The sequence below is a fragment of the Mycobacterium heidelbergense genome (assembly GCF_010730745.1).
Classification (GTDB): Bacteria; Actinomycetota; Actinomycetes; order Mycobacteriales; family Mycobacteriaceae; genus Mycobacterium; species Mycobacterium heidelbergense.
Genome location: NZ_AP022615.1, coordinates 2920623 through 2932510, shown reverse-complemented (window position 1 = coordinate 2932510; position 11888 = coordinate 2920623). Strand labels below are relative to the sequence as shown.

10 protein-coding genes and 2 pseudogenes are annotated in these 11888 nt (G+C 65.0%); 5 read left to right on the top strand and 7 right to left on the bottom strand.

Annotation, left to right across the window (positions count from 1 at the left end; genetic code table 11):
• From G6N25_RS13885 to G6N25_RS13870, 4 genes are all read right to left on the bottom strand, one after another.
• A complete protein-coding gene (locus G6N25_RS13885; RefSeq protein ID WP_083075551.1) occupies positions 1-846 on the bottom strand; it encodes an ABC transporter permease in 846 nt (281 codons plus the stop codon).
• Between the two features lie 24 nt (positions 847-870).
• Entirely contained in the window at positions 871-1677 is an 807-nt protein-coding gene (locus tag G6N25_RS13880; RefSeq protein WP_071509718.1) for an MlaE family ABC transporter permease, read from the bottom strand.
• Between the two features lie 339 nt (positions 1678-2016).
• Complete coding sequence (locus tag G6N25_RS13875) at positions 2017-3222, bottom strand: CaiB/BaiF CoA transferase family protein (protein ID WP_083075549.1); 1206 nt, start codon at positions 3220-3222, stop codon at positions 2017-2019.
• Complete coding sequence (locus G6N25_RS13870; RefSeq protein WP_083075548.1) at positions 3219-4727, bottom strand: aldehyde dehydrogenase family protein; 1509 nt, start codon at positions 4725-4727, stop codon at positions 3219-3221. The genes G6N25_RS13875 and G6N25_RS13870 overlap by 4 nt, the downstream gene beginning before the upstream one ends.
• 292 nt (positions 4728-5019) lie before the next feature.
• Between G6N25_RS13870 and G6N25_RS13865 the strand changes: the two genes are divergently transcribed.
• The 5 genes and pseudogenes from G6N25_RS13865 to G6N25_RS13845 all read left to right on the top strand — a co-directional run bounded on the left by G6N25_RS13865 (position 5020) and on the right by G6N25_RS13845 (position 8053).
• Complete coding sequence (locus G6N25_RS13865) at positions 5020-5721, top strand: SDR family NAD(P)-dependent oxidoreductase (RefSeq protein ID WP_083075546.1); 702 nt, start codon at positions 5020-5022, stop codon at positions 5719-5721.
• Between the two features lie 81 nt (positions 5722-5802).
• Positions 5803-6003: a ferredoxin gene (locus G6N25_RS13860; protein WP_083075545.1), complete on the top strand. Its 201-nt coding sequence runs from the start codon at positions 5803-5805 to the stop codon at positions 6001-6003.
• A 14-nt stretch (positions 6004-6017) separates the two neighbouring features.
• Positions 6018-7382 (top strand): cytochrome P450, encoded by a 1365-nt coding sequence (locus G6N25_RS13855; RefSeq protein ID WP_083075543.1) that lies wholly within the window; start codon positions 6018-6020, stop codon positions 7380-7382.
• Between the two features lie 65 nt (positions 7383-7447).
• Positions 7448-7663: an antitoxin gene (locus G6N25_RS13850; RefSeq protein WP_232065948.1), complete on the top strand. Its 216-nt coding sequence runs from the start codon at positions 7448-7450 to the stop codon at positions 7661-7663.
• A pseudogene (locus tag G6N25_RS13845) lies at positions 7660-8053 on the top strand (type II toxin-antitoxin system VapC family toxin). Before G6N25_RS13850 ends, G6N25_RS13845 begins: the two are co-directional and overlap by 4 nt.
• A 209-nt stretch (positions 8054-8262) precedes the next feature.
• Here the strand turns inward: G6N25_RS13845 and G6N25_RS13840 are convergent.
• From G6N25_RS13840 to G6N25_RS24590, 3 genes and pseudogenes are all read right to left on the bottom strand, one after another.
• Positions 8263-9321 (bottom strand): AAA family ATPase, encoded by a 1059-nt coding sequence (locus G6N25_RS13840; RefSeq protein WP_163672452.1) that lies wholly within the window; start codon positions 9319-9321, stop codon positions 8263-8265.
• A 172-nt stretch (positions 9322-9493) separates the two neighbouring features.
• Entirely contained in the window at positions 9494-10786 is a 1293-nt protein-coding gene (locus G6N25_RS13835; RefSeq protein WP_142272912.1) for a hypothetical protein, read from the bottom strand.
• 85 nt (positions 10787-10871) lie between these two features.
• Positions 10872-11504: pseudogene (locus G6N25_RS24590) on the bottom strand (hypothetical protein); the annotation flags it as partial.
• Positions 11505-11888: the final 384 nt, after the last annotated feature.

Genomic DNA, 11888 nt, shown 5'->3' with positions numbered 1-11888 from the left:
CTACCCGGACAAGTGGAAGTTGCCGTTGGTGCCGTAGATGGACAGCGAAACCAGCAGCGTCACCGACACCACCACGATGAGCGAGGTCCGCACCGCATTACCGGTCGCGACACCCACGCCGGCCGGTCCCCCCGAAGCAAAGTAACCGAAATACGTGTGGATCAACAAGATCGTGAGCGCCATCAGGACGGCCTGCAGGAACGACCACAGCAGGTCGATCGGGTTGAGGAACGTCGTGAAGTAGTGCTGATACAAGCCGCTTGATTGGCCGAACAGCACCACGGTCGTGAACTGGCTGGCGACGAAAGACAGGATGACGGCGATGGAATACAGCGGGGTGATCGCGAGCATTCCGGCCACGATTCGCGTGCTGACCAGATACGAAACCGGCCGGATCGCCATGGATTCCAGCGCGTCGATCTCTTCGTTGATCCGCATGGCGCCCAGCTGCGCGGTCACGCCGGCGCCAAAGGTGGCGGCCAATCCGATTCCGGCGACTATCGGCGCCGCGATCCGGACGTTGATGAAGGCCGCCAGGAAACCGGTCAGCGCCTCGATGCCGATATTGCCCAGCGAGCTGTACCCCTGGACCGCCAGCGTGCCACCCGCGGCCAGCGTCAAGAAGCCGACGATCACGAGTGTCCCGCCGATCATCGCCAAAGTTCCCGCACCCATGCTGATTTCGGCGACGAGACGAATCACTTCCCGCCGGTAGTGGGCGGCCGCGAACGGTATCCCGGCAATCGCCTTGCCGTAGAACAACATGTGATCGCCGACCCGGCTCAGGATGCCGACCGGCTTCTCGAGTTGTCGCGTCAGGCGCGGATAGGCGGCGCGCAGCGTCACAGCGTGTCCCTACACCTCCTTCCGCTACTTGGCCGACATTCGGATGCCGATAGCGGTAACAACCACATTCACCACGAACAGCGACATGAACGCGTAGACCACCGTTTCGTTCACGGCGTTGCCGACGGCCTTCGCGCCGCCGCCGGTGATCGTCAGTCCGCGATAACACGCGACCAATCCGGCGATCAGACCGAAAAGCGCTGCCTTGACACAAGAAATGATCACCTCCGGCACGCCCGTCAGCAGGGTGATGCCCGCGGCGAACGCGCCGGGATTGACGTCTTGGACGAACACCGAAAAGACGTAGCCACCCACGATGCCGATGGTGACGACCAGGCTGTTCAGCAGCAGCGCCACCAGGCCCGAGGCCAGCATGCGCGGCGTCACCAGGCGCTGCACCGGATTGATGCCCAGCACCTCCATCGCGTCGATCTCCTCGCGGATCGTGCGCGAACCCAGGTCGGCGCACATCGCCGTGGCACCGGCGCCGGCCACGATCAACACCGTCACCAGCGGGCCGAGCTGGGTCACCGCCCCGAACGCGGCGCCCGCACCCGAAAGATCCGCGGCCCCCAGTTCACGCAACAAGATGTTGAGCGTGAAGCTGACCAAGACGGTGAACGGAATCGCCACCAACAACGTCGGCGCCATTGCCACGCGCGCGACAAACCACGACTGCTCCAAGAACTCACGCCACTGGAACGGCCGGCGGAACAAAAACTTGATCGCGTCCGCGGACATCGCGAACAAGCCGCCGATCGCCTCCGCGGGCTTGGAGCCGCGCCCCAACGAGATGCCCGGCGACCAGCGGTCCGCTCCCCTACTCGCCATCGAAGCGAGGTCCTTCCGGCAGCGTGACCGTTGACGCTGAAGTAAATATCTCGCCCGAACCAACCACCCTGTGCGCCAGACCGATCCGAGCGGCCGCGGACCGCGGCTGCGCGTCGGCGACCATGCCCTCCATCCTCACGCCAGCCTCCATTCTGTTGCGTGAGTTGGCCGCTCCAACACGAGGGCCCACCCGTCTTGAAGCGTGCGGCGATTATGACTCATGCCGTGCCCGGGCGTAACGAAAAATGCATAACCGTTATCGGACACAGCGCGTCGGCACGGCGAGTGAGTCGCAACGGAAGCGACGTTCGGCTCAAACATTCCAAGCAGCTCCGGCCCCTAAGTGACGGCGCCGGCCGTCTTGAGTTCGATGATGCGGTCCCAATCGAGCCCGATTTCCATCAGGATCTCGTCGGTCTGCTCGGCGAATCCGGGCGCCGGCCCGCTGCTCGGCGCCGCCACGTCGAACTGGACCGGATTGGCGACCAGCTCGAGTTCGCCTGCGCGAACCACGTACTCGTTCGCGCGGATCTGCGCGTCGCCGACCGCCTGCAAGGTGTCCTGCACCGGCGCCCAGGGTCCCGCGAGCGTCGCAAAGCGTTCGCTCCACTCGGCAAGCGTGCGGGTTGCGATGACCTTGGTCAAGGTCTCCACGGCATCCGCGGTGTTGGCGGCGATCGACTCGACGGTGGCGAAGCGCGGATCGTCGGCCAGCTCCGGTAGGCCGACGTGCCGGCACACGTCCGCCCAGAACTTGGTGGGCTGCATCATCACGAAGGAGATGTAGCGGCCGTCGGACGTCGTGTACAGGCCCACCAAGGGGTTATTCGGCGCGCCGTGCACACCCGGGGGTGGCGCTTCCAGCCGCTGGCCCAGGTGCGTGGTCAACGCCACCGTGTGCCCCATCGACCACAGGCCGCTGCCCAGCAGCGAGACATCGACGACCGAAGGTTCGCCGGTGCGTTCGCGCTTGAGCAACGCCGCCGCGATGCCACCGGCGAGGTTGGTACCGGAGATGGTGTCGCCGTACGCCGGTCCGGGCGGCGCGATCATGCCGGGCATGCCCGCCGGGGTGATGGTCGCGGCGGTTCCGGCCCGACACCAGAAGGCGGTCATGTCGTAGCCGCCCTTGGTGGCCTCGTCACCGCGGGGCCCTAGCGCGCTTCCCCGGGCGTAGACGATCGACGGATTCACCGCCCGAATGTCGTCGACGTCGATGCCGAACTTCCGGCGGGCGTCGGGCAGAAAACTGGTCAGGAACACATCGGACCGGCGGGCCAGCTCGTAGAGAACCTCCTTGCCCCCGGGCACCGACATGTCCAGCCCGATGCTGCGTTTGCCGCGGTTGGCGTGTTCGATGTTGGGGTTCGGATCGCCTTCGACGCGCAGCATTCCGGTCTGCCGGAGCCCGCGTTGCGGGTCGCCGGTCACGGCGTGCTCGACTTTGACCACGTCGGCGCCCCACTCGGCCAGCACGGCGCCCGCGGACGGCACGAACCCGTACATGGCGACCTCCAGGACGCGGATGCCCTCCAGCGGCCTCATGCGTCACCCCCCGCAACGACCGGGACCGCCAGGGTCTTGCGCTCCAAGAACTCCTCGAGCCCGGCCACCCCCATCTCGCGGCCGACACCGGACTGCTTGAAGCCCCCGAACGGGCTGTCGGCGCCGAAGTAGTTGCCGCCGTTGATGGAAAACGATCCGGTCCGGATCCGGCGCGCCACCGCCAGCGCCCGGTCCTGGTCGCGGCTGAAGACCGCGCCGGCCAACCCGTAAATCGAGTTGTTGGCGATGCGCACCGCGTCGTCGTCATCGTCGAACCCGATGACGACCAGCACCGGCCCGAAGACCTCGTCCTGGGCGATCTCGCTGTCGGGATCGACGTTGGTGAGCAACGTGGGCGCATAGAAATAGCCCGGATCCAGCCGCTTGCCTCCGGTGACCAGGGTCGCCCCCGCCGCGACGGCGCGCTGGACCATGCCGTCGACCTTGTCCCGCTGACGCTCGTTGATCAGCGGCCCCATATACGTTTTGGGATCGGCCGGATCGCCGTGACGGACCTTGGCGAAGTTCCGCGCGATCAGCTCCACGATCTCGTCATGACGCTTTCTGGGCACCAGCAGCCGCGACGTCAAGGCGCAGCCCTGGCCGGCGTGAGTGACCATGCTGAACGCCGCGAACATGGCCGCGCTCGCGAAGTCGGCGTCGTCGAGCATGATCACCGCCGACTTGCCGCCCAATTCCAGAAAGACCCGCTTGACGGTCCCGCTCGCCGCGGCCATGATCCGGCGACCCACCGCGGTCGACCCGGTAAAGGTGACCACATCCACGTCGGGGCTGGTGGTCAGCGCCTCTCCGACGGCGGCGTCCGACGACGTGAGAACGTTCACCACACCGGGCGGGATGTCGGTGTGGTTCGCGATCAGCTCACCCAGGGCCAGCGTGGTCAGCGGGGTGTCCGGCGCGCCCTTGAGCACGACGGTGCATCCGGCGGCCAGCGCCGGGGCCAGCTTGGCCAGCGCGAGCTGGTTCGGATAGTTGTAGGCGATGATGGCGGCCACCACCCCGGCGGCTTCCTTCTCCACCCATCGGTGATGCCGCATGCCCCGCGATTCGATTTCCCCGATGTCCTCCGACATCGGATAGGTGCGGAGCAGGTCCGCGTAGAAACGCACGATCCTGATCGGCTCGTCGAGTTGAGCGCCCTGGGTGAGCGCTCGGGTGGCGCCGACTTCCGCGATGGTCAGCTCACGCAACTCCTCGGCATGCTCGACAAGGGCCCGGTGGAGCTGGTCAAGGCAGCGGATCCGCAGCTCCGCGTCGGTCGGCCAGCTCGTCGTGTCGAACGCGCGCCGGGCCGCCGCGATCGCCGCTTCGGCCTCCTCGACACCGGCATCCGGAGCGTGCCCGATGACCTCGCCGGTGGCGGGATTGATCGAGGGGAACCTCTTGGCCGCGGTGACGAGCCGGCCGTCGATCAGCAGTCGGCGGGCGACCTGTGGCTCGGGCGCGGCATCCGCGGTGGTCTCTGCCGTGTCCTGCGCTGGCATCCGTATCCCCTGATGTGGTGACGGTCACGAAAATTTCATTCTCTTCCCGGGCGAATCTTACATTCGGGTCTCGATAATTCAAGGAAGTCTCAGGAATACGATGGGCCCGCTGACCTGCGGTACAACCGCCGCGACGCCGCGACGACGGGCCTTCCGACGCAGGCCGCGCGTGGTTTCGCATCGATGTTGCACGGCGATTCGAGCGGAGAGTAAGGTTCTCATAATTGTAAGGGAGATTCTTGGTGAGCGAGACGGCCGCATGTGACAGCGTGGCGGGCTTGACGGCGGCGACGTGAAGACGGCTGTTGTCACCGGCGGCGGGTCCGGCATCGGTCTGGCCGTCGCGCAACGGCTGCGCGCCGACGGCCTTGACGTCGCCACCATCGACCTCAGGGCGTCCGAGTCCGATTTCGCCTTCACCGCCGACGTGACGGACCGGGCTCAGGTGGATGGCGCGCTCGCGGCGATCCGCGCCCGGCTGGGGCCGGTGACGGTCCTTGTCAACGCCGCGGGCCTGGACGGGTTCAAACGCTTCACCAACATCACCTTCGAGGACTGGCAGCGCGTGATCGATGTCAACCTCAACGGGGTCTTCCACGTGACCCAGGCGGTGCTGCCGGACATGGTCGCGGCCGGGTGGGGACGGATCGTCAACATCTCGTCGTCGAGTACGCATTCCGGCGCGCCCTACATGTCCCACTATGTGGCGGCCAAGTCCGCGGTCAACGGGCTCACCAAGTCGCTGGCGCTCGAGTACGGGCCCAGCGGCATCACGGTCAACGCCGTGCCGCCGGGCTTCATCGACACCCCGATGCTGCGCAGCGCCGAAAGACACGGGTACCTCGGCGACATCGACCAGACCATCGCGCGCACCCCGGTGCGCCGAATGGGCAAGCCCGAAGACATCGCCGCGGCGTGCGCTTTCCTGGTGTCCGAGGAAGCCGGCTACATCACCGGCCAGATTTTGGGTGTCAACGGTGGTCGAAACACCTGAGCGCCAGCCACCCTCGGCGATGCCGGGCAACCAACTGGAAGGAGAAGCGGTGGGAGACGGCGCCGGCAAGAAGGAAACACCGTGAAGGTCTGGGTTGATTCAGAACGCTGCCAGGGCCATACCCTCTGTTCGATGATCGCTCCGGATTCTTTCCGGCTCAGCGACATCGACGGAAGTTCGTCGGCGATCGACGAGGTGGTGCCGGCCGGCCGGGAGGATAAGGTTCGCGAGGCCGCGCAGTCCTGTCCGGAGCAGGCCATCATCATTACCGATGAAACGTAAAGGGAGACAGTGCTTTGAGCGTCGACGACGTCGTCAGCGACAGCGACAGCAAGCGAAACCGGTATCACTTCGACCGGCACTCCGCGGAGTACCGGTCGCGGTTCAAGGCGATCACCGAGGAGATGCACGCCCGGTGCCCGATGGCGTGGAGCGACACCTATGACGGGCACTGGGTCGCGGCCGGCAGCCACGAGGTCTTCGAACTGGCCCGCTGCCCGGCGGTCTCCAACGATCACGATGTCAACAACGAACGTCGTGGCTACAAAGGCATTTCGATTCCGACGGCCAGCCGCATCAACGGCGTACGGGGCGGCATCCTGGAGATGGACGACCCCGAACACCGCACCTACCGCACCGTGCTCAACCCCTACCTGTCACCGGCCGCGATCAAGCGCTGGGAGCCGTTCATCGACGACGTGACGCGCGCCTGCCTCGACGAGAAGATTCAGCAGGGCAGCATCGATTTCGTCGACGATCTGGCCAACATCGTGCCGGCCGTTCTGACGCTGGCGATCCTGGGCATCCCATTGAAGAACTGGAAGATGTACAGCGAGCCGGTTCATGCCGCCGTGTACACCCCCGAGCACTCGCCGGACATCCAGCGTGTCACCGAGATGCACCGGAAGATGGGGCTTGACCTGGTCAACAACATGATCGAGATCCGCGACCATCCGCGACCCGGTGTGGTGAATGCTTTAGTCGAGATGCGGATAGACGGCGAGCCGGCTCCCGATCTGGAGATCCTCGGCAATCTCGGATTGGTCATCGGCGGCGGCTTCGACACCACGACGGCCCTGACCGCCCATTCCCTGGAATGGCTTTCGGAAAACCCCGATGAGCGGGAGTGTCTCAGCCGGAACCGCGATACCCTGCTCGACCCCGCGACCGAAGAGTTCCTGCGCTACTTCACCCCGGCGCCCGGCGATGGCAGGACATTCTCGGACGACGTGGAGCTCGATGGTATGCAGTTCAAAGAGGGTGAGCGACTGTGGATTTCGTGGGCCATGGCCAACCGCGACCCTGCGGTCTTCCCGGAACCGGACAAGCTCATTCTGGATCGTAAAGGTAACCGGCACTTCAGCTTTGGCATCGGCGTGCACCGATGCATCGGATCCAACGTGGCGCGCACCGTGTTCAAATCCATGCTGACCGCTGTTCTCGACCGCATGCCGGACTACCGTTGCGACCCCGACGGCGCCGTCCACTACGAGACCATCGGCGTCATCCAGGGCATGCGCAACCTGCCGGCCACCTTCACGCCGGGTCGCCGCGTTGGCGCCGGCCTCGATGAAACCCTCGACAAGCTGCAGCGCATCTGCGACGAGCAGGAGCTGGCCCGACCCGTCACCGAACGCAAGGAAGCCGCCGTTATCGACTAAACGGCATACTCGCATGCATGAGTAAGCGTTTGTAGGTCGTCTTTGACGCCGACGAATGGGAGCAGCTGCACGCGATTGCACGCCGGCACCGCACGACCGTCTCGGAGTGGGTTCGCCGCACCCTGCGCGAAGCGCGGGAGCGCGAACCCGGTGGCGACCTCGACATCAAGTTACGCACAATCCGTACCGCCGCACACCATGAGTTCCCGACCGCCGATATTGAGCAGATGCTCGACGAGATCGACCGCGGACAAGGGCCGCTGCCGTACACGTCGCGGTGATCTTCGTCGATTCCAACATCCCCATGTATTGGTGGGCACTTGCACCCCCACAAGCTCGACGCGCAGCGTCTGCTCGAGTCCGCACTGCCCGCAGTCCGGCGGCTGGTCACCGACGCCGAAGCGCTGCAGGAAATCTGTCACCGCTACGTAGCGATCGACCGGCGCGAGGCGATCCAGCCCGCCTTCGATGCCCTCCTCGGGGTGGTCGACGACGTGCTGTCGATCGCACGCACCGACGTCGAGCACGCCAAGGACACCCTCTTGCGCTATCTGGACTTGTCTGCCAGGGATGCGCTACACGTCGCCACCATGGCTCGACACCACATCACCGACCTGATGAGCTTTGACCGCGGCTTCGACGCCTATCCTGGGACTACACGGCTGACCTGACCGATTTCGTCGATGGTCTGGCCATCATCGCGCCGGCCGTTCTGACGCCCGGCGCCCGGCGATGGCCTAACGTTTTTCGACGAGACCCTGCGGTCTTCCCCGAACCGGACAAGGTCATTCTGGATCGTAAAGTAAACCGGCACTTCAGCTTTGGCATCGGCGTGCATCTTCACTCCCACTAGCCGAGAACACCTTGCGCGTGCGCCGTTTCATATTCCTATGGGTGGGTGGGTTGCGGTGAGGGCGCGTTGCATGTCGGTGGTGTTGGCGTGGAGGGCGTGGGGGTTGGTGTGGAGGAGGTGTTCGAGGTCGCGGCGGTGGGGTGCGAGTTTGTGGAGTCGGCGCAGTCGTGTGCGTTGGCAGGTGTGGATGACGTCGTGGGCATAGTGGGCGTTACCGGCAACATCGAGCAGCGTGCCGTGGCCGTAGGGGATCGACCGCAGCCGGGCCGCTTCGGCGTGCAGTAGTTCCCATGCGGTGTCTTCGACGATCAGGTTTTCTTTGCCGGCGAGGCGGTGCCCGAGGGTGATGATGTCGTCGGGGGTGGGGCTGGTGAAAGCCACGGTGTGGGGGAATCGACCGGCCAGCCCGGCATGAGCTGTGAGGAAGTTCTGCATGGGGGTGGGGTGGCCGGCGAGGATGACCACCACCTCGCCGGGGTAATCCGCGACGCACGCCTGCAGGGTAGTGATCGCGTCCCCACCCAAAGAGGGGATGTCGGTGTGGGGGGCCAACTGGTGGGCTTCGTCGAGGAACAACACTCCACCACGGGCGTCGTCGCATACGGTTTTCATTCTGGCGGCGCTGTGTGAAGGGTCGCCCATGGTGATGTCGTGGGCGGTGATCTCGGTGACCTCCGGGCGGGTGAGGGTGCCTAACCCGAACAACACTTCAGCGATCACTCGGGCGAACGTTTTCTTCGCTGTGCCCGGCGCGCCGAGAAACACCATGTGATTTTCCCGACAGGAGGTCACCGCCCCGCCGTGCTCAACATCATGATGGTGGCTGGTTTGTAGGGCGGTGCGCCATGTCGTGAAGTGTTCTTTGGCTTCGGCTAGACCGGTCAGTTCGTCGATGCGTGCTTGGGCCCACTCCAGCACCTCCTGACGCTCGCGAGCCAGCGCATCGCGACTGATGCTGGTGGTGATGACTCGGTGTCTCGGTTCCTTAACTACCGGGCGTGTTCGTGGGATCAGCCAGATACCGGTAGCACCCAATATCTCGTCGGTGGTGTCTTCTTCATCCCATTGCTGCCAGCCCACAGACATCAGCGACCACCGGTCATGCCCGCTGGCAGTGAGGAATTAGTGCCACACCACCACGTCAGCGTCGCCCACCAGATCCCGGTCATCGAGGTACCTTCCACACCCGGGGGTATGCCGGCGACCGTTGATCGGGTCGTCGGCATACCACCACAGCCACAACGAAATGGAGGGGCTGCTACAGCGCCGACAGGATGTGCAGCGCCATCTTGGAGAGGTCGACCGACAGTGTTGTCGCCAACGACCCCGCCAGATTCGCCCCCAACGACCCCGCGACTTCTGCGGCCAACGATGGACCCAGCGACGCGGCGATATTGGTCACCGCCGCCGGATCAAACGCCTTGAGCACCCCAGCCGACAAACCAGGCAAACCAGTCGACAGGCCGGCCATGGCGCTGCTGGCTGCCGGGGCCAGGGCCGCGAAGCCGCTTCCGTTCGCGGCTGCGGCGGCCGCCGCACTGGGGATGCCCGCATAGGTTCGGATGACGTTGAGTAGGTTGTCGAAGGCGATTTGCGGGGTGGGGAAGCCGGTGGCCAGGACGTTCCCGAGGTACCCGGCCTGAAACGCGAGGCTGCCGCCCCCCAAGATGTTCTGGGCGTTGGGGGCGACCATGACCTTGGCAAGCCCTTGCGGGGTCACGGTGATGAGGTAGTTGAGGAAACCGGCAGATCCATCGGAGAGCAAACCGCCGCTGTAGAGCCCGGTTCTTGCGTTGACCGTTCCATTGAGCAACGAATTAGTCACCAGGGCAGGGATATCGATCGCATTGATCACAGCGCCGAGCGGATCCCCCGCGACGAGTGAATTGTAAACATTCTGGACCCCCACGCCGATCGGTCCGAAAAGCACGGCAGGAAAGTGGTCGGCAAAGTATCCAGCGATATTGGCTATACCCGTCACCGTCATGTACGAGGTCGCGTTCGCGAGGTTCTGCGTGATCGGGTTGAGGATTTGGGGAATGGCCTCGAGCGGTTGCAAGACACCGACGGCAGTACTTACCCAAATACTATTGGTAAGCGCGGGGATCCCGGCCGCGAAATTCCCCGCCGCCAGATCAGTCAGTCCAGTGTAGATCTGCGGTATGAAATCTGCGCTACCCGCTTTAGCGGCGGTCCCGAGAAAGTAACCGACCGCAGCGTTTGCGGCCGTTTGGTAAGGCTTCACATAGCTGGCTCCGTAATGCAAAAGGTTGGCGGCCAGCTGCTGTGACAGTACGAAGGGATGCTGCTGAAATTGTGCGTACAGCGACGAGAGGTTGACACCCGCAGCCTGGAATGTGGTGATCCAGTCTTGGATGGGGTTGGCGACGTAGTCGGTGAGTTCGACCGCGCGTTGCTGCAGATCGGTCATGCTGTGTTGGATGTCGGCGGCCAGATCGTTGGAGACCGCCGGCGTGAGGGCGATCATGCCAGCGGATAGGGCCGCGGCGGCCGCGGTGACGAGGGGCCGGGGGCCTACTAGCTGTTTCATGTGCGTTTACTTCCTTTGCTGTGGGTCGTCTAGGTGTTCGTGGCCTCTACGCTGTGGTGTCGAGAGGCGGCAGGGTCTATCCGAGCTAGGGGGTGACGCTGCCGGGGCTGCCGTTTTGACCGAGAAGCCCGGCGAGGCCGCCGGCACCGACAACCTTGGCGGTAGTAGCGTCACCACCGTTGCCGCCATTGCCGGCGAGCATCCCGCCCAAACCGCCGCTACCGCCCTTCGAGACGCCTGGGCCACCGTTACCACCGAAGCCCCCGTTACCGACCAGCCAGGCACTGTTACCGCCGGCACCGCCGTAGCCACCGGCGTTGGGAGGGCCAAGACCGCCGGCACCTCCGGCGCCCCCGTTGCCGAACAGGAAGCCACCAGCGCCACCGGCACCACCGTTGCCGCCGAAATCGCCGGCACCACCGACACCACCGACACCACCGACACCACCGACACCCATCAGGATGCCGCCGGGACCACCAGCACCACCGACACCACCATCGCCGCTAGTAGCGTTGAATCCGGCGCCGCCGACGCCGCCGTTACCGAACAGCCCGGCGGCACCACCGGCCAGGCCGGCGGGATTAGTGGCGGTTCCGGCCGCGCCGGTTCCGCCGTTGCCGAATAGGAATCCGCCGTTTTGCAGGTTGCCGAAGAGCCCGGTTTGGCCGAGCAGCGTGGTGTTGGGGCCGGTGAATCCGTTGACGCCGTTGCCGATCAGATCGCGCCCGAACAAATAGAGGAACGGGGCATTGAGTATCCCGTCCACTTGCTGGCCGGTGGGGCTGACAAGCCACGACTGGCCGGCGGTGTAGATCATGTTGTAGACGTTGCTGAAGCCGCCGTACACGAGGTTGTTCAGCTGCACATTCCCGGCAGCGTTAGCCGCAGCAGTACTGAGCCCCCCACCACTGAGGGCAGCAGCAGCACTGGCATGCAGACCTTCCAAGGCGGTGTTCAGTCCGCCGGTGTTGAAGGCGGCGGCGCTGGCGGTGAGGCTGTTGGTGATGCTGGCCAGGGCGGCCGAGTGAACACCTTGGAAAGCCGCCGCGCTCGCGTTGAGGCTGTTGGTGATGCCTTGGAGGGCGCCCGCTTGAAGGCCCGC

What these genes read in the sequence shown, in the direction of transcription:
- G6N25_RS13870 (WP_083075548.1), bottom strand. Translation starts at nt 4,727, where the DNA reads ATGCCAGCGCAGGACACGGCAGAGACCACCGCGGATGCCGCGCCCGAG.
- G6N25_RS13835 (WP_142272912.1), bottom strand. Translation starts at nt 10,786, where the DNA reads ATGAAACAGCTAGTAGGCCCCCGGCCCCTCGTCACCGCGGCCGCCGCG.
- G6N25_RS13875 (WP_083075549.1), bottom strand. Translation starts at nt 3,222, where the DNA reads ATGAGGCCGCTGGAGGGCATCCGCGTCCTGGAGGTCGCCATGTACGGG.
- G6N25_RS13840 (WP_163672452.1), bottom strand. Translation starts at nt 9,321, where the DNA reads ATGTCTGTGGGCTGGCAGCAATGGGATGAAGAAGACACCACCGACGAG.
- G6N25_RS13880 (WP_071509718.1), bottom strand. Translation starts at nt 1,677, where the DNA reads ATGGCGAGTAGGGGAGCGGACCGCTGGTCGCCGGGCATCTCGTTGGGG.